A 17498-nucleotide genomic window follows, 5' to 3' on the forward strand; every position below is an offset into this window, starting at 1 on the left:
ATTGATCCTAGTTCTGATCGGCCGCCTTCAGCCGCCGCCCGTCGTCCAGGCCCAGCCGCGTCTTGACCTCGAACAGGTCGGCGCCGGCCGGCACGATCAACAGCTTCTTGGGTTCGGCCGTATTGACCGCCACCACCGCCCCCTTGGGGCAGATGTCGAAACAGTCGGCGCCGGTGACGACCAACTCGCCCTTGCGGCCCGACTTTCCCTTCTTCAGGCGAAGGTATTTCCGCAGCGCCTTCTTCAGCGTCAGATCGCCGTCCGGGCCGAAGCCGCCGTCCAGCTTCTTGGAGCATTTGCGGCACACCAGGACCACGTCCCGCCACTGCGTCCTCGCGCTCTTGAAGTCTTTCTCGGCCATGCGGACAGAAATCGCCGTTCGCGACGTCTTGCACAAGCGGTCGCGGCGCCGTCACCTGCGGGCGGGCTGAAAATTTCACGGGACCTTCACATGCGCCGACTGTTCGCCGTCTCCACCCTGGCGTTGCTTGTCGCGGCCGGCGCTGCAAAGGCGCAGGCCGTCGATGCCGCCAGCGTCGACGCCGCCGTGCAGCGGGTCCTGCCCGAGGTCGTGGCTTGGCGACGCGACTTTCATCAGCATCCTGAACTGGGCTTCGCCGAGACCCGCTCGGCCGGAGTCATCGCCGATCATCTGCGGTCGCTGGGGCTGGAGGTTCGCACCGGCGTCGGCAAGACGGGGGTGGTCGGCGTGCTGCGCGGCGCGCGACCGGGGCGGACGGTGGCCCTGCGCGCCGACATGGACGCCTTGCCGGTTCAGGAGGCGACGGGCCTGGACTTCGCCTCGACCGCGACCGGAACATACATGGGCAATACGGTGCCTGTGGCCCACGCCTGCGGCCACGACATGCATATGGCCATGCTGCTGGGCGCGGCCGAGGTGCTGGCGGGGATGAAGGACCGGATCGCCGGCACGGTGGTCTTTGTCTTCCAGCCGGCCGAAGAAGGCGCGCCTCCGGGCGAGCCTAAGGGTGGGGCGGCCCTGATGATCGCCGAAGGGGCCCTGAACGATCCCAAGCCCGAGGCCATCTTCGGCCTGCACGTCGTGCCTGGCCGTCCGGGCAGCGTCTTCTATCGGCCCGAGGGGTTCATGGCGGCGTCTGACCGCGTGGACATCAGCCTGAAGGGCAGGCAGACGCACGGCGCCTGGCCCTGGCGCGGGGTCGATGTGATCGCGGTGGCGGGTCAGGTGGTCGAGACGGTGAACACCCTGACGGCCCGCACGGTCGATCCGACCACGACCCCCACCGTCTTCACCATCGCCACGATCAACGCCGGCGTCCGCTACAACATCATCCCAGACAGCGCGACGCTGTCAGGTACGCTTCGCACCTTCGATACGGCCCAGCGCGACGCCCTGGTCGCCCGCGCCGAGACCGCCATCGACCACGTCGCCGAGGCCTACGGCGCCACCGCAGAGTTCGGCGTCAAACAGAACGCGGCCCTGGTGTTCAACGACCCCGGCCTGTCCGCCTGGCTGGCCCCGGTCCTGACCGAGGCGGCGGGCGAGGGGAACGTCAACCCCGCCACGCCCCCGACCACGGTGGCTGAGGACTTCAGCTATTTCCAGCAGGTCATCCCCGGCGTCTTCTACCACCTGGGCGCCAGCCCCGACGGCGTGGACCCCGCGACCTCTGCGCCCAATCACTCGCCGGAGTTCTCACCCAACGAGAAGGTCCTGCCGTTGGGGGTGAAGACGCATGTCCTGACGGCGCTGCGGTTTTTGGAGCGGAGTTAGGCGATGGCTATCGCGGCGTGAGGAGAGGTCGCAAACCGACCCGTTGCGGACATCCGACGCTGCCGTATGCTGAGGGCGGGCGCGGTAGCATAACTGGAGAGTGCATCAGGTTCGCCCTGAAGACGCCGGGTTCAAGTCTCGGCCCGCGCCTATGATGTCTGCTTTTCGCGCTTGGATCGCCTGCGGCTTTCGACCCATTGCGGACACTCGGATCGGACTGCCAGTATGAAGTCATGAGAGCATCGGTAGCGACGGGATTTTCGGCATTGCTTCTCACAGCGTGTGCGCCCCACCACCCTCTGCTGGATGTTTATCCTGAACTTCGTAGTGTGCCGCAAAGCGCGTGGTGTGAAGCAAGAGGCGGAACCCCAACAGAAGTTCTTGAGCCTGATGAGGTTGGTCGTCTGAAGGTCAAAGTTGTCGGTTGCAGCATACTTCCCCACACATCGAGCGAAAGTGAGAGGCTGAGCATCCGAGATTGGATAGCCGAACATCCCGAATACCGGCATGAGCCGCGCAAAGTCCCCTAACCACCCATTTCGGACTCATCGGCAGGTCCGGTCTGAGGTGAGCCAAGTGGGCTAGATTAAGTGTCTACGGCCGCGCTTACAACCGCTCGAACACCGTCTCGATCACCTGGCGATAGACGGCCGTCAGCGTCTCCAACTCCGCCGTCGGCACGCGTTCGTCGATCTGGTGCATGGTCTGGCCGACCAGGCCCAGTTCCAGCACCGGGCACAGGGCGCGGATGAAGCGCGCGTCGGAGGTGCCGCCGGTGGTGGAGGCCTCGGGGCGGCGGCCCGCCACGGCCTCGACCGCGTCCTGAACCGCCTCCACGAAGGCGCCCGGCTCGGTCAGGAAGGCTTCGCCCGAGCACAGATGCTCCAGGGTGATCTGAAGTCCGGTCTCGGCCTGCATGGCGCCGGCCTCGCGGTTCAGCCAGTCGATCAAGGCGTCGCCGGTATGACTGGGGTTGAATCGGATGTTCAGCCGCGCGGTCGCCTGGGCTGGAATGATGTTGGTCGCCGGATTGGCGATGTCGATGGTGGTGATCTCCAAGTTCGACGGAGGGAACCCCTCATACCCATCGTCCAGAACGTGGTCGTTCAGCCGGCTCATAAGACGCGCGATCACCGGCGCCGGATTGGCCGCCCGCTCGGGATAGGCGACGTGGCCCTGCTTGCCCTGCACCGTGATCCAGGTGTTCAGCGAGCCGCGCCGCCCAACCTTGATCATGTCGCCGAGATGTTGCGACGACGACGGTTCGCCGACCACGCAGGCGTCGATGACCTCGCCCTCGGCGGCTAGGGCTTCGACTACCCGCTTGGTGCCGTGAAGCGCCGGCCCCTCCTCGTCGCCTGTGATCAGGAAGGACAATGAGCCTTTGGGTTCGCCGTCCGCCAACACCTGCGACACGGCTGCGACCCAGGCGGCGATCCCGCCCTTCATGTCCACCGCGCCCCGGCCATAGAGGACGCCGTCGCGGACCTCGGCCTCGAACGGCTGGGCCGACCACTGGTCCGACGGGCCGGTCGGGACCACGTCCGTATGGCCGGCGAAACAGAGGTTGGGCGAGGCGGTCCCGCGCCGGGCGTACAGGTTCTCGATCCGGGCATGGACGCCTTGGCCACCCGGTCCTTCGAAGGCCAGGCGGCGGCAGGTGAAGCCCAGCGCCGTCAGATGGCGCTCCAGCACCTCCATCGCCCCCTCGTCGGCGGGCGTGACGGACGGGCGGCGGATCAGCGCCTGGGTCAGTTCGACAGGATCGATAACGGGAGTTGATGCGCGGTTCATGCGCCTATGCTTTAGGGACATCGCGGGGAGGCGAGAAGGCCCATGCCGAAGATCGATGTCGAGACCGCGCCGAGAGGCGATGGCACGAGCTATCCCGAGGAGTTCGCCGGCCCGTGCAAGCCGCGCCGCCGATGGAAACTGGGCGATGCGGCGGGCCTGAGCCAGTTCGGCGTCAACCTGTTGCGCCTGCCGGACGGCGCTTGGTCCAGCCAGCGTCACTGGCACGCCGAAGAGGACGAGTTCGTCATGGTGGTCGAGGGCGAGGTGGTGTTGATCGAGGACGACGGCGAGACGACCTTGCGCGCCGGCGACTTCGCTGGGTTCAAGGCGGGCGTGCCGAACGGCCACAAAATAGAGAACCGATCGGGCCGCGACGCGGTTCTGCTGGAAGTCGGCACGCGCAGCCCGACGGTCACCGCCTGCGATTATCCCGATATTGATATGGTCCTGCCCGACGGGGCGGATCGTTATTTCCACCGCGAGCGCCAACCCTATCCGAAATCTCCCAGACGAACGTGACCACAGAAACCATCGACACCGGCCCCGCCGCCCTGCCCGTTCCGCCTGCGCCGCCCGAGGGGCCGTCCAGCCCGTGGGGGATACGCGACTTCCGCCTGTTGTGGTTCGGGCGGGTCGTGGCGGTTCTGGCCATCCAGATCCAGTCCTCGGCCCTGTTGTGGCAGGTCTATGAGATCGCGCGGCGCGATCATCCGATCGAAGAGGCCAGCCTGTATCTGGGGCTGGTCGGCCTGTGTCAGTTCCTGCCGCTGCTGGCCTTCACCCTGCCGGCCGGGGCGATGGCGGATCGGCGCGACAGGAAGCGGACCGTGTGGATCTCCATCCTGGTCGAGGCGGCCTGCGCGGCGTCGTTCCTGGCCATGGCGCTTCACGGCGCGCCGCCGCTGTGGGGGCTGCTGGCGGTCGCGGCCCTGTTCGGCGCAGCGCGCGCCTTTCTGGCCCCGGCCAGCCAAGCCTTCCTGCCGATGGTGGTGGGTCGCAAGGCCTTGCCGCCCGCCATCGCGGCCCAGTCCATCGCCTTCCAGACCGGGGCTATCGCCGGCCCGGCCCTGGGCGGGGTGATCGTGGGCGTCAATGTGCCCCTGGCCTATGCGGTGTCGCTGGGGATGTTCCTCTTGGCCGTCGCCGCCTTCATCCTGATCCGCACCAGCGGCAAGCCCGCGCCCCAGGCCAACCCACTGTCGCCGGTGGATTCGGTCAAGGAGGGGCTCGCCTATGTGTGGAAGACCAAGATCGTGCTGGGCGCCATATCGCTGGATCTGGTGGTGGTGCTGCTGGCGGGCGTGGCCCTGCTGACGCCCATCTTCGCGCGCGACATCCTGCATGTGGGGCCGCAAGGGTTCGGTCTGCTGCGTGCGTCGTTCGGGGTGGGGGCCATGGTCATGGCCATCTATCTGAGCCGCTATCCGATCGTCCGGCACGGGGGCGTGTGGATGTTCGCGGCGGTCGCGGTGTTCGGGATCTGCACCATCACCTTCGGCCTGTCGCGCATCGTCTGGCTGTCCGGCCTGGTCCTTTTCATCGGCGGGGCGGCGGACATGATCAGCGTCAATGTGCGCCAGACCCTGATCCAGCTGGCCACGCCCGATCATATGCGCGGACGGGTGTCGTCGGTGTCCATGCTCTTCATCGGCGCCTCGAACGAACTGGGCGAGGCCTATTCTGGCGTCATGGTGCGCCTGCTGGGCGCGGTGGGCGCAGCGGTCTTCGGCGGTTTCGGCGCGCTGGCGGCCACGGGCGCCTGGTCGGCGATGTTCCCAGGGCTGCGGAAGGCGGACAAGCTGACGTGACGAGATCAAGTCTCCTCCCCATCGGAGATGGGGAGAGGGACCGCGAAGCGGTGGAGGGGCTCTTGAAGCCCCACGGGCTTCCGTTCTTCGCGCTGGAAGAACCCCTCCGTCTTTTCGCTGCGCTTCGAGCCACCTCCCCACGAAGCAGGGAGGAGACACTGGCGGTCACGTCGTCACCACACCCTGAAATGCTTCGACAGCTTCAGGCCCTGGTTCTGATAGTGGCTGCCGCTTTCGCCATACAGGCGGCTGGGGCGTTCGGTCAGGGGTTCATAGACCAGGCGGGCGACGATCTGGCCGTGTTCCAACAGGAACGGCGTGTCGTGGGTGCGGACCTCCAGCACGCCTTTCGAGCCCGCGCCATGCGCCTCGTCCGTGCCGAATCCGGGGTCGAAGAAGCCGGCGTAGTGGACGCGGAACTCGCCGACCGACGGGTCGATGGGGGTCATTTCGGCGGCCTGATCGACGGGGATCTCCACATCGTCGGAAGAGGCCAGGATGTAGAACTCGCCCGGATCCAGCAGCAGTTCACCGCGACGCAAGGACAGCGGCTCCCAGAAGTCGCGCGGATCATGCCCGTCGATATGGTCCAGATCGACCACGCCCGCATGGCGGCGGCCGCGGAAGCCGACGATGTCGCCGCCCTGCAGATCGACGCCGACCGAGCGGGTTTCCAGCTTGGGCGGATCGCCCGCCTTCAGCCGCAACTGGTTCAGGCGCGTGCCCGGCCGGACCAGGATGGAGAAGGTCTGGGGCGCGACCTCCAGATAGAGGGGGCCGTCATAGCCCTCGTCCACGTCGTCGAAGCTGGCGCCGCGATCGGTCAGCAGACGGACGAAGACGTCCACGCGGCCGGTTGAGCTTTTCGGATTGGCGCGCGCGATCAGGCCCTGCGGCAGCTTCAGTCGCTCCTGCAGGCGCACGATGTAGACACAGCCCTTTTCCAGCACGACGCCGGCGTCGGTTATCTCGATGGCGTGCATGGCCACGTCGGCGATCCGCTCCTCGACCTTGCGCTTGCCGGGCAGGAAGGAGGCGCGCACGCGCCACGCCTGGTCCGATAGGCGCAGGTCCAGGCTGGCGGGTTGGACCTGGTCGTGATCGAAAGCGGTGTCAGACGTGATGGCGCCGGTCGCGATCAGCGTCTCGATGGACTGGGCGGGAAGGATGCCGGGGCGCGGCGCCTGGAAAATGCTCATGGCGTCTGTCTCACACGGTTTTCACGACTTGTCTTCAAGTCGCGCTTGCAGCCCGCGCGCGGCGGGGCGAGCATATAGCCCATGCACGATGGTCCTGCCTATAGCGCCGAAACGAACGGCATCCTGATCCGGGTCCGGCCCAGCTATCTGGCAGGTCAGTCCGATCCCGAGGCGGGGCGCTGGGTCTGGGCCTATCATATCGAGATCGTGAACCTGTCGGGATCGACGGTTCAGCTGATGGCGCGCCGCTGGACCATCACCGACGCGCACGGCCATGTCGAAGAGGTCGCCGGGCCGGGTGTGGTCGGAGAACAGCCGGTGATCGAAGCCGGCGCCAGCTATTCCTACGCCTCGGGCTGTCCGCTGGGCGCCGACAGCGGGTCCATGGTCGGGGCCTATTCCATGACGGATGCGGAAGGCCGCAGCTTCGAGGTCGAGATTCCGGCCTTCTCGCTGGATACGCCGGATGCGCGGCGGGTGTTGAACTGAAAGCGCCAGTTGAAGGTGATATGAAACGCGTAGCGGTGTTGGCGTCTTTTGCGGCTATGTCGTCTTTCGGCTGTTCTTCCACCCACGGAATGAGCGAAAAGCAGGCCTGCGAACTGGCCATGGACCGCGTCGCGAATAGTCGTCTTTTGCTGGGGGCTTCGGCGGCGTTCTGCGACCACGTAGCGGCCGAAACCAATCCTACGGGCTATTATGTCTTGTCCCTGCATAGCGGCCGGGATTGCGACGGAATATGTAGCACAAACCTAGGATGGTTCGCCGTTCAGAAATCGACGGGCGAAGTGTTCAATTGGAACGTGGCGGAATCCAAGCTTGGATCACCGATCGCCGGCTGATGCTCGCCTGCTCTCTTACATAACGTTTTCGAAGAGGATGGAGCTGCGTCAACCCGGATGAACCGCAGCCCCCGCCCCTGAAGTCTCGCCGACTTGCTTGCGCGAGTCGGCGAGGGGGATTTGCGCAGAACGCCGCGCTCAAATCGTGAGCGACCGCGCGGCGAGCGATAGCGCGCTTAGATGTAGCGACGCAGGCTGCGGGCCAGGTCGGACGAGCCGTCCTTGCCACGCTTGATCTGGGGCTGGTAGGCGACGCGGGCGTGTTCGACGCAATAGACGCCTTCCGAGGCGCGGCGGCCGCAGAAGCTGAACTCGCGCGACGACGGGTCGCCGATCGGCCATTTGCACATATGCGCGCCCAGAGTCATGACCGTGGCGGTGCCCGGCAGGTCCGGCATCGGGGCGGGGACGGGCGCGGCCGGCTGGACCGGCTTGGGCTGGACGGCTTCCAGACGGCGCGGGGCCGAAGGCTGGGCCGGCGCCGGGACGGGTGTGGCGGGCGCGGCAGGGCGCGGGCGCGTCGTGCGGAAGGTGGCGGCGACGGTGCGCGCCGGCTGCGACGGGGCGGCCCGGCCCGACAGGCCCAGACGGTGCACCTTGCCGATCACGGCGTTGCGGGTGACCCCGCCGCCCAGTTGCTTGGCGATCTGGCTTGCGGACTGGCCTTCCAGCCAAAGCTTCTTCAGTGCGCCTACGCGGTCGTCGGTCCAGCCTGCGGTCATGCCACCCTCCAGCGAGTTGGATTCAATATCTAGGTCCAGGCTCCCCCTCCGGGGTCTTGACCTACAACTAATCGTAAACCAGCCGTTAAGAACCGCAAGATGTGCGAATCATCCTGTCCACAGAAACCAGATGTTGAATCATCGTTAAGGTTAAGGTCGGGTCGTGAGGGGTGACGCGTGAATCGTGAGTGGGGCGACTGCATCGAGACGGTCACGCTTCACTACTCGCCCCTCACGACGCCCTTGCGCGGCAGGGACGCAAAGCGCATCTGGCGGTCCATGACCGAGACGACCTCCGACCTGATCGCAACCCGTCCCTCCGGCCTGCCGCAGCCGCGTCGCTATCCGGGGATCAACTGGATCGGGGTGCAGACCCTGTATCTGCGCGAGGTGCGGCGGTTCTGGAAGGTGGGGGCCCAGACGGTGGCGGCGCCGGTGGTGACGACCCTGCTCTACATGCTGGTGTTCGTGGTGGCGTTGCAAAATGCGCGGCCGCCGCTGCACGGCACGCCCTTTGCGTTGTTCGTCGCGCCCGGCCTGATCATGATGGCGATGTTGAACAACGCCTTCGCCAACGCCTCGTCCAGCCTGATCCAGGCCAAGATCATGGGCACGGCGACCGACTTCCTGACCCCGCCGCTCAGCCCGCTGGAGCTGACCCTGGGCTTCACGCTGGGCGCCGCGACGCGCGGTCTGGCGGTCGGCCTGGTCACGGCGATCTGCGTGCTGCCGTTCGCGCCGCTGCACATCGCCAATCTGTTCGCCGTCGTCTGGTTCGCCCTGGCGGCCAGCTTCATCATGGGCATGGTCGGGGTTCTGGCCGGCTTGTGGAGCGAGAAGTTCGACCACCTGGCGGCGGTCCAGAACTTCATCGTCATGCCGATGACCTTCCTGTCTGGCACCTTCTATCTGGTCGACAATCTGCCAGAGCCGTTCCGGTCGATCAGCCACTACAACCCCTTCTTCTATCTGATCGACGGCTTCCGCTATGGCTTCATCGGCCATGCCGAGAGCAATCTGGCGGTCGGTGTCATCGGTTCGGCCGTCCTGATGGCCGCCATGGGCGCGGCCTGCTGGCTGGTGTTCCGCTCGGGCTGGCGCCTGAAGAGCTAGATCGCTACCTGTTGCGGATCGCTCCTCCCAGGAAGGTCCGCCAATGCTGTTCCGTTCGCTTGTCGCCGCCACGGCCCTGTTGGCCGCTGTCCCCGCCTTCGCCCAGGAAGCCACCCCGCAGGCTGGCGATCGGCCCGATATCGCCGCCGGCGCCGCCCAGTTCGTCAAGCCCACCAACGCCGAGCGAACCCAGGTCCTGGTCGGGTTTCTGAACACGCTGGGCTTCACGCCCGAGGTTCAGACCTTCGAGGGCGGCAATCGCACGACTGGTCCGATGCAGGGCTCAAACGTCGTCGTGACCGTGGGGCAGGGCGACAAGGATATCGTGATGACCGCCCACTACGATGCGGTCAAACTGCGCGACGGAACCCTGTCGCAGGGCATCGTCGACAATGTCGGCTCGGTCATGGCCATGATGGAGGCGGCCAAGACCCTGGGCATGGCGCTGGAAGGCCAGCCGGTCGCCCACCGCTTCGTCTTCGTCTTCACCGACCAGGAGGAGCTGGGCCTCTTGGGCGCCAAGGCCTTCCTTGAGACGCACGGCAAGGACCGCATCGCCGCCGTCGTCAACGCCGACGTCGCCGCCTATGGCCAGACCATCATGTACGGCGAGAACAACGGCGAGCAGTCGCGCTTCGTGCTGGAAACGCTGCGCGGCCTGTGCGCCGAGCGCAACTTCGACTGCATGCCCTATCCTACCTATCCGCCCAGCGACGACCGCGCCTTCTCGGCCGCCGGGGTGCCGGTGGTGTCGTTGGGAACCCAGGACGCGATCGGCGCCCACCAGATGTGGCTGGCCTTCAACGGCGGCGAGAACAACGGCCTGAAGGAGGGCTTTGTCCCGCCGGTGTTCCAGCGCATCCACTCGACCGAGGACAAGCTGTCTTATCTCAAAGGCGTGGACGTCGCCCGGTTCGGCTTGTTCATCGCCGATCTGGGCCTGGCCCTGGACAAGCGGCTGGTCGAGAACCAGGCCAAGGCCGACGCCGTCGCCGCCGAAACCGCGCCTGCGACACCGCCCAGCAATCTGTGACGGCCGCTGTCGAGATACCAGGCGTTCAGCCGACCCCGCGCGAAGGCCGGTCCGCGCCCAACACCAACTTCGTCCTGCCGCTGCGCGTTCTGGACGCCGGTCAAATCCAGGCCCTGCGCGCCATCGTCGCGGATGTCCGCGTCCGCGGCCTGCTCGGCGCCGGTGTTGACTAACCCCTTCACTAATCCGACAACGCCTTTCCGTATCAATCCGGCTCCGTCGCTCGCGGCGGAGCCGTCTCGCTTTTGGAGGTCTTGGTCCCGTGTCCACTGAACATCTGATGGGTGTCTACAATCGCGCGCCGCTGGAAGTGGAACGCGGCCGAGGCGCGCGTCTGTGGGCGACCGATGGGACCGAATATCTCGATTGCGTCGCCGGCATCTCGACCAACGGCCTGGGCCACGCCCATCCCGAACTGGTCCAGGCGGTCAAGGACCAGGCGGAGAAGCTGTGGCATGTGTCCAACATCTTCCGCATTCCGGGCCAGGAAGCGCTGGCCGACGCCCTGTGCTCATCAAGCTTCGCCGACGTAGTCTTCTTCACCAATTCAGGCACGGAAGCGGTCGAATGCGCGCTGAAGACGGCGCGCAAATATCATTCGGCCAATGGCCAGCCTGAGCGGATCGACATCTACGGCTTCGACGGCTCGTTCCACGGCCGGACCTATGGCGCGATCAACGCCGCCGCGAACCCCAGCTACACCGAGGGCTTCGGCCCGCCGATGCAGGGCTTCCACCAGCTGACCTGGGGCGACAAGGACGCGCTGAAGGCCGCTTTCGAGAACCCGACCACGGCGGCCGTCATCCTGGAGCCCGTCCAGGGCGAGGGCGGGTGCCGCGAGACGCCGGTCGAGGACCTGCGCTGGATGCGCCAGATGGCCGACGACAACGGCGTGCTGCTGATCTTCGACGAGGTTCAGTGCGGCATGGGCCGGACGGGCAAGCTGTGGGCCCACGAATGGGCCGGCATGGCGCCCGACATCATGGCGGTGGCCAAGGCCCTGGGCGGCGGTTTCCCCATCGGCGCCTGCCTGGCCTCGGCCAAGGCGGCCAAGGGCATGACGGTCGGCGTCCACGGCTCGACCTTCGGCGGCAATCCTCTGGCCATGGCCGTGGGTCAGAAGGCGCTCGGCCTGATCAACAGCCCCGAGACGCTGAACAATGTCGCCGAGATCGCCGGATATCTGAAGCAGCAGCTGGCCGGTCTTCAGGCGCGCTTCCCCGACGTGATCGTGGACGTGCGCGGCAAGGGCCTGTTGATCGGGGTCAAGCTGGTCCCGAACAATCGCGAATTCATGGCCCTGGCGCGCGACACGCAACAGCTGCTGATCGCCGGCGGCGGCGACAACTGCGTTCGGATGCTGCCGCCCCTCAACCTGACGCTGGACGAGGCCCGCGAGGCCATCACCCGCTTCGAAGGCGCCTGCGAGGCGGCGCGCGAGACGCTGGCCGCCTGATTTCAAACCGCTCATCCCCGCGAAAGGGATGAAGCCCACACCGGGCGTCTGTCGCCCAAAGCACCAGGTCCCCGCTTTGGCGGGGATGAGCGGAGTTAGGCAATGGTCCGGCACTTCCTCGACATCCACCGGCTCGGCGCTGCCGATCTGCGCGCCATTCTTGACGACGCCCACGCCCGCAAGGCCGCGCGCAAGGGTTGGCCCCAGGGGCGGGCCGACGCCGATGCGCCGGGCCGGGATCGGGTTCTGGCCATGATCTTCGAAAAGAACTCGACCCGCACCCGATTCAGCTTCGATGCGGCCATCCGACAGCTGGGCGGCGCCTCGATCATCGCCACCGCTTCGGACATGCAGTTGGGGCGCGGCGAGCCGGTCGAGGACACCGCCCGCGTTCTGTCGCGCATGGTGGACGCGGTGATGATCCGCGCCAACAACCATGAGGATGTCGAACGCTTCGCCCGCGTCTCCACCGTGCCTGTCATCAACGGTCTGACCGATCGTTCGCACCCCTGCCAGATTTTGGCCGACCTGCAGACCATCGAGGAGCATTGCGGGCCAGTCGCCGGCAAGACCATCGCCTGGATCGGCGACGGCAACAACGTCTGCCACAGCTTCATGCACGCCGCGCCCAGGTTCGGCTTCCACCTGAACGTCGCCTGCCCGGCCGAATACCATCCCGACCTGCGCGATCTAGAAAAGGGGGGCGCCGCCGTCACCCTGACCAGCGATCCCAAGGACGCGGTGAAGGGCGCCGATGTCGTCGTCACCGACACCTGGGTGTCGATGGGCGATCAGGATTACGAGGCGCGCCTGGCCGCCTTCGAGCCCTATACGGTCGACGAGGCCCTGATGGAGACGGCGGCACCCGGCGCCGTCTTCCTGCACTGTCTGCCCGCCCACCGCGGCGAGGAGGTCACCGACGAAGTTATCGACGGCCCGCGCTCTCTGGTGTGGGACGAGGCCGAGAACCGCATCCACGCCCAGAAAGCCGTACTGGCCTGGTGCTTGGGCGGCTGATCGCGACCTATGGTCCGACGTTAAGGGGGGGAGACGCGGTCCACGGACCGAGCGCCAGAACGCCGTCATAGCCGCCGTCTTCCGGCGGGGTCATGATCACCCCGCGGGCATTCTCATCGTAGAGGGCATGAGACGGATTGACCCCGCACGTATCGTTTGAACAGTTCCAGGCTTCGCCGCCCTGCTGAGCGATCTTGAGACTGATCGTCTCGCGCGCAGGCAGATGGGCAGCGGCAGGCAGGCCTATATGGGGATAGCGCTCGATGGCTGTCTTTCGCGCGTGGACATTGCCCGCCAGGCCGATGACCCGGGCGTTGGGGTGCAGTTGGCGCGCGCGCCCCAACAGATATCCCATGTTCAATTCGTACCATGCCTGATCCAGGCTATCGCCTCGACCCAGGCTGGACGGTTGAAACAGATTAATGCTGATGTCACGGCCTGACGCTCTCAATTGGCGGACCCTGTTCAGCAGATCCAAGAGCGCCCGACTGGTGCGGCCGTCCTGCACCGCGCGCGTGGTCAAAGATGATCCGCGCAATGTAGCCAAGGCCGAGGCTTGGTCGGGCGAGGCCATGAAGGCGTCGATCGTTGGCTGAAGCGTCTCGCCGAGCTCAAGGGCCACTACAACCCGCCCACGTTCGGCGGCGGCGCAGGCGATTTCTCCAACGGCGCGCGGCGCCTCCGCCGTACCATGCGACTCGCCGATCATGATGACGTGTTCGGGCCGGTCAAGCAGCTCCGCGACGCCGTCCGGCGGCGCGCAGGCGATCGACATAGCGGTCAAAAATCCCAGCACGACATAATCCTTCGAGCAATCTAGATTGCAACTGATACAACCGAAGGTGACGGAATTACGGTCGAGCTGGGACTGTGTGTCGTCGTCTGAAGCCGACTTAAAGCTTCACGTCGGCCACGCCGCCGGCGTCGGGGATGGACTTGGTCATATTGGCCTTTAGAACTTCATAGCCGAAGCCGATGGCGCCCTTGTCGGACACCCAGACGCGGCCGTCGTCGGCGTCGAAACGCACCATGGTCAGATGCGGGTCGTCCTTGCCGTCCGGGTACCAGGCGGCGACGACGGGGTTCCAGTATTTGTCGATCCTGGCGCGGTCCTGATCGATGCCCAAGGCGCCGTGGATGCAGGCCTGAACCTTCTGGTCCTTGGCCTGATAGCAGAACATGCCCTTCTGGCCGCCAGCGGCGACGTCACGGGCGAAGTCGGTGTCGTCGCGGGTGAAGAACCAGATCGTCCCGGTGTCGTCCTCGCCAAAGCCCGTCATCGGTTGGTGGTGATAGCCGGGGCGGTCGATCCCCAGCATGCCGGTGTTGGACTCCTTCAGGCTTTTCCAGAATTCCTTCTCGGCCTCGGCCGGGGTCAGTTTGTCGCTCATGTGGCGTCTCCGTTCATGGGTCGCACCATCAACCGCCCGGCCCATGTCGGGTTCCTAAGGCCAAGCTTTCCGATCTAGCGGCCGGGGATCCAGGGCGTGCGCTCAGCGCCGAACAGGGTCGCTAGATGGATCAACAGCAGCAGGGCCACGGCGGCGGCCCCGATCATGAGAAACCGCCAGGGCATCAGGCGCGGTCCCTTCATCGGATCGGGCGGCAAGGCCCCGCGCCAGCCGGTGAAGACCATGAGGGCGAGGGCCAGGCCCAGCAGGATGAGGGTGAGGGTCAGGCTCATGGTTTCGCAGGTGGCGAAAGCGGCGGGCCTTGGCAAGCGAAACCCTTGCCCGGAGGTTAATCTTCACGGCGCATTAACCGTAATGATTCAGTAATCCAGGGCCGCAGAGGCGCTGTCCACAGGATTGGCGGACCGCTGCTAGATATTGCGGTTAACCATCAGTTTACACCCTCGATATTGACGGTATAGCCTTCGTCGCATGGGCCGGGAGACGAATCAGTGAGCGCAGCGGCGCCGTGGAGCGTTAAGGGGATCGATCCGAAGGCGCGTGAAGTCGCCAAGGATCTGGCGCGTCGTTCCGGCATGACGCTGGGCGAATGGCTGAACTCCATGATCATGGAAGACGAGGAGGAGGGTTACGCCACCCTGCCGCGTCGCGGCCCGATTTCCGAAAGCTATGAGCGCCGCAACCGCAGTCGCCGGCTGGACGACGCCTACGAACTGCCCGAAAGCGACGGTCATCGGATCAGCGCCTCCATAGACGCCATCGCTGCGCGGCTGGAAGCCGCCGAGCGCCGCTCGACCGTGGCCATTCAAGGCGTGGACCAGGCGGTCGCCGGCCTCATGCGTCGGCTGGACGGCCAGGACGTCGAGACGCAGGGCCATGCCCGCCGCATCGACGACATCGCCGAGGAGCTGCGCGAGGGCCATCGCCGCCTGCGCGCCTTCGAGCGCGAAACGGGTCCGACGACGCAGGAGGGTTTCGCCAAGGTCGAAACCTCGCTGGGCGCCCTGTCGGGGCGGCTGTACGAGATCGAGGAGCGCCAGCGCCTGGGCGTCAACGACCTGCGCGAACGGATGGAGGCGGTCGAGAAGGCGGCCGGGCCGGGCGTCGGCTCCGAACTGATGGCCCAGGTCGGCGCGCGACTGGACGCGGCGCAGAACCGCACCACCGAGGCCCTCAGGACGCTGGAACGCTCGTTCGCCGAACTGGATGCGCGGATGCGCGCGGCCGAGAGCCGGGTCGAGCCGGAAGGCGCGCGCGACGCCGCCCGTTTCGAAAAGCTGGCCGAAAGCCTGTCGCGCCAGATCGAGAACAATCGCGCCGAAATGATGCAACGGCTGGACGCCGCCGAAACCGGCGCACGGATCGACCGCATCGAGCGGGCGGTCCAGGCCGTGGGCGACCAGCTGAAGGCTTCGGAACAGAAGTCGGCCGTGGGCCTGGAGGCCATGGGTCGCGAGGTCATGCGCATCGCCCGCAATCTGAGCGCCCGCGTTCAGAAGGTGGAGGGCGAGAGCGCCGGACGCGCCGACGCTATCGGCCGCGCCGTCACCGAGGCGGTCGGCCAGACCATCGAGGCCGAGGTCGCGCGCCGCGCCGCCCGCCTGGACCAGGATTTCGCCCGCCATCTGGATCGTGTCGATCAGCGCCTGACGGCCAGCGACGACCGCCACGCCCTGGCGCTGGAGAAGCTGGGCGGCGAGATCACGCGCATCTCGGACCAACTGAGCGACCGCATCGCCCAGTCCGAGCGCCGCTCGCAGCAGGCGCTGGACGACATCAGCCGTCGCCTGTCGGAAAGCTCGGACAAGATCGAGCAGCGCTACGACCGCGCCTCGGGCGAACTGGCCGAGCGGATGCGGATGAGCGAGGAGCGCACCGCGCGCCTGCTGGCCGAGGCGCGCGAGAGCATGGAGACGCGCACGCCGACGCCGATCCGCGACAAGCCTCTGGATAGCGCCTCGTCTCGCGCGGTCGCCGAACGCACGACGCCTGCGCCTATCCAGTCCGCCTCGATCGAGAGCGACTGGCGCGCCGCCGCCTTCCCCGACGAGACCTTCACGGAACAAGGCGACTGGTCCAGCGATCCGGTGACGCCGGCCGTCGCCGACGCCGCGCCCTTCCCGGCCAGCGCCTTCTTGGAGCCCCAGCCGAAGGCTGAAGCCGTCGAGGCGCCGACCGCCGAGAGCGAACCCGTCATCCAGCCGTTCAGCGGTTTTGGCGGCGCCGACGTGGACGATGCGCTGGAGGCGACCTCGCCTGGCTTCTCCGCCACGCCGTCCGCTTCGGAACCCCGTCCTTCCAACGCGCTGGACGCGGACGAGGACGATTTCGGCGGCGAGACCGAGTTTGTCGATCCGCGCCAGTTGCGCGCCAGCATGGGGGCCGCCGCCGCCGCCGGTCGCGCCTCCTCGACCCGCTCCACCATCGACGCCGCCCGCGCCGCCATCACCACGCCGCCCGAGCCTGAACCGACCTCGCGTCAAGGCTTCGGCCTGAAGCGCGGCGGCAAGTCTAAGCTGCAGGAGCGGCTGGACCGACAGGCGGCCCGCGACGGCTCCACGGTCAAGAAGACCTTTCTGGCCTCGGTCACGGCGGTCGCCCTGACCGGCGGCGTCTATGGTTATCTGTCGCTGACGGACGGCGGCGCGCCCGGTTTCGAACTGCCGAACCTTGGGGGCGGGTCTCAACCAGCCAGCGACCAGAAGACGTCGGCGACGCCTCTCGCCGCCTCGGCCGTGACGCCGACTGGACCGCGCGCCGCCTTCGACATCGCCGGCCCCGGCGCCGCCGACTACGAGGCCGCGATCGGCAAGCTGGATGGCGGCGACATGTCGGGCCTGGCGGGCATGACCCGCGCAGCCGACCTGGGCTACGCCCCGGCCCAGACCTATCTGGGACAGCTGTATCTTGACGGGGCCGCCGGCGTGCCGGCCGATCCGGCCAAGAGCCGTCAATGGGGCCGCCGCGCGGCCGAGGGCGGCGATCCGCGCGGGATGCATCTTTACGGGATGCAGCTGTACGAAGGCGACGGCGGCGCGACCAACCAGTCCGAGGCCCTGGCCTGGCTGCTGAAGGCGGCCCAAGGCGGTCTGCCCGACAGTCAGTACAACGTCGCCCGCATCTATGAGACCGGGGCCGACGGCGTGGCCAAGAACCCGACCGAGGCGTTGAAGTGGTACATGATCGCCGCGCGCGGCGGCGACACCGAGGCCCAGGCCGCCGTGACGCGGCTGCGTCCGCAGGCCAGCGCCGTGGATCAACGCGCCGCCCGAACCGCCGCCGACGCCTTCGTCGCCCAATCCCGGCCTTTGTCGCAGACAGCGTCGCAGGCTTCAGGCTAAGACAC

General features: G+C 66.9%; 18 protein-coding genes and 1 tRNA gene. 12 read left to right on the plus strand and 7 right to left on the minus strand.

The window, feature by feature from the left end; translation table 11 throughout:
• Nucleotides 1–7: 7 nt before the first annotated feature.
• Complete coding sequence (locus ACYX4P_RS04460; RefSeq protein ID WP_248119302.1) at nt 8–361, minus strand: hypothetical protein; 354 nt, start codon at nt 359–361, stop codon at nt 8–10.
• A 90-nt stretch (nt 362–451) separates the two neighbouring features.
• On the opposite strand from ACYX4P_RS04460, the gene ACYX4P_RS04465 reads away from it, so the two are divergent.
• On the plus strand, nt 452–1756 hold the full coding sequence (locus tag ACYX4P_RS04465; protein WP_248119301.1) for an amidohydrolase: 1305 nt from the start codon (nt 452–454) through the stop codon (nt 1754–1756).
• 78 nt (nt 1757–1834) lie between these two features.
• Nucleotides 1835–1907, plus strand: a tRNA-Arg gene (locus ACYX4P_RS04470).
• A gap of 455 nt (nt 1908–2362) precedes the next feature.
• On the opposite strand, the gene dapE is transcribed toward ACYX4P_RS04470, so the two are convergent.
• Nucleotides 2363–3550, minus strand: coding sequence for a succinyl-diaminopimelate desuccinylase (gene dapE, locus ACYX4P_RS04475; RefSeq protein ID WP_248119300.1), 1188 nt, complete (start codon nt 3548–3550; stop codon nt 2363–2365).
• A 42-nt stretch (nt 3551–3592) separates the two neighbouring features.
• On the opposite strand from dapE, the gene ACYX4P_RS04480 reads away from it, so the two are divergent.
• Nucleotides 3593–4069 (plus strand): cupin domain-containing protein, encoded by a 477-nt coding sequence (locus ACYX4P_RS04480; protein WP_248119299.1) that lies wholly within the window; start codon nt 3593–3595, stop codon nt 4067–4069.
• Between the two features lie 32 nt (nt 4070–4101).
• On the plus strand, nt 4102–5358 hold the full coding sequence (locus ACYX4P_RS04485) for an MFS transporter (RefSeq protein ID WP_292048191.1): 1257 nt from the start codon (nt 4102–4104) through the stop codon (nt 5356–5358).
• A 173-nt stretch (nt 5359–5531) separates the two neighbouring features.
• Here the strand turns inward: ACYX4P_RS04485 and ACYX4P_RS04490 are convergent, their stop codons facing one another.
• Nucleotides 5532–6557: a 2'-deoxycytidine 5'-triphosphate deaminase gene (locus ACYX4P_RS04490; RefSeq protein WP_248119298.1), complete on the minus strand. Its 1026-nt coding sequence runs from the start codon at nt 6555–6557 to the stop codon at nt 5532–5534.
• 81 nt (nt 6558–6638) lie between these two features.
• Between ACYX4P_RS04490 and apaG the strand changes: the two genes are divergently transcribed.
• Entirely contained in the window at nt 6639–7046 is a 408-nt protein-coding gene (gene apaG / locus ACYX4P_RS04495; protein WP_248119297.1) for a Co2+/Mg2+ efflux protein ApaG, read from the plus strand.
• 20 nt (nt 7047–7066) lie between these two features.
• Nucleotides 7067–7399: a hypothetical protein gene (locus ACYX4P_RS04500; RefSeq protein WP_248119296.1), complete on the plus strand. Its 333-nt coding sequence runs from the start codon at nt 7067–7069 to the stop codon at nt 7397–7399.
• Between the two features lie 176 nt (nt 7400–7575).
• Here the strand turns inward: ACYX4P_RS04500 and gcrA are convergent, their stop codons facing one another.
• A complete protein-coding gene (gene gcrA, locus ACYX4P_RS04505; protein WP_248119294.1) occupies nt 7576–8121 on the minus strand; it encodes a cell cycle sigma 70 cofactor GcrA in 546 nt (181 codons plus the stop codon).
• Nucleotides 8122–8400: 279 nt separating this feature from the next.
• On the opposite strand from gcrA, the gene ACYX4P_RS04510 reads away from it, so the two are divergent.
• The 5 genes from ACYX4P_RS04510 (at nt 8401) to argF (ending at nt 12740) form a co-directional block, all read left to right on the plus strand.
• Nucleotides 8401–9234: an ABC transporter permease gene (locus ACYX4P_RS04510; RefSeq protein WP_248119292.1), complete on the plus strand. Its 834-nt coding sequence runs from the start codon at nt 8401–8403 to the stop codon at nt 9232–9234.
• Nucleotides 9235–9277: 43 nt separating this feature from the next.
• Nucleotides 9278–10267 (plus strand): M28 family metallopeptidase, encoded by a 990-nt coding sequence (locus ACYX4P_RS04515; RefSeq protein WP_476070202.1) that lies wholly within the window; start codon nt 9278–9280, stop codon nt 10265–10267.
• A complete protein-coding gene (locus ACYX4P_RS04520) occupies nt 10264–10440 on the plus strand; it encodes a hypothetical protein (RefSeq protein WP_248119289.1) in 177 nt (58 codons plus the stop codon). Before ACYX4P_RS04515 ends, ACYX4P_RS04520 begins: the two co-directional genes overlap by 4 nt.
• A gap of 107 nt (nt 10441–10547) precedes the next feature.
• A complete protein-coding gene (locus ACYX4P_RS04525; RefSeq protein ID WP_248119491.1) occupies nt 10548–11723 on the plus strand; it encodes an aspartate aminotransferase family protein in 1176 nt (391 codons plus the stop codon).
• Nucleotides 11724–11825: 102 nt separating this feature from the next.
• On the plus strand, nt 11826–12740 hold the full coding sequence (gene argF, locus ACYX4P_RS04530; RefSeq protein ID WP_248119287.1) for an ornithine carbamoyltransferase: 915 nt from the start codon (nt 11826–11828) through the stop codon (nt 12738–12740).
• A gap of 7 nt (nt 12741–12747) precedes the next feature.
• On the opposite strand, the gene ACYX4P_RS04535 is transcribed toward argF, so the two are convergent.
• The 3 genes from ACYX4P_RS04535 to ACYX4P_RS04545 form a co-directional block, all read right to left on the minus strand.
• Nucleotides 12748–13536: a hypothetical protein gene (locus ACYX4P_RS04535; protein WP_248119285.1), complete on the minus strand. Its 789-nt coding sequence runs from the start codon at nt 13534–13536 to the stop codon at nt 12748–12750.
• Between the two features lie 97 nt (nt 13537–13633).
• Nucleotides 13634–14131 (minus strand): pyridoxamine 5'-phosphate oxidase family protein, encoded by a 498-nt coding sequence (locus tag ACYX4P_RS04540; RefSeq protein ID WP_248119283.1) that lies wholly within the window; start codon nt 14129–14131, stop codon nt 13634–13636.
• 74 nt (nt 14132–14205) lie between these two features.
• Nucleotides 14206–14424 carry a hypothetical protein gene (locus ACYX4P_RS04545; protein ID WP_248119281.1) on the minus strand — a complete coding sequence of 73 codons (219 nt, stop codon included), beginning with the start codon at nt 14422–14424 and terminating at the stop codon, nt 14206–14208.
• A gap of 219 nt (nt 14425–14643) precedes the next feature.
• Between ACYX4P_RS04545 and ACYX4P_RS04550 the strand changes: the two genes are divergently transcribed.
• Complete coding sequence (locus tag ACYX4P_RS04550; RefSeq protein ID WP_248119279.1) at nt 14644–17493, plus strand: hypothetical protein; 2850 nt, start codon at nt 14644–14646, stop codon at nt 17491–17493.
• The last annotated feature ends 5 nt before the right edge of the window (nt 17494–17498 follow it).

This window comes from Brevundimonas sp. ABV4_179 (assembly GCF_056311945.1).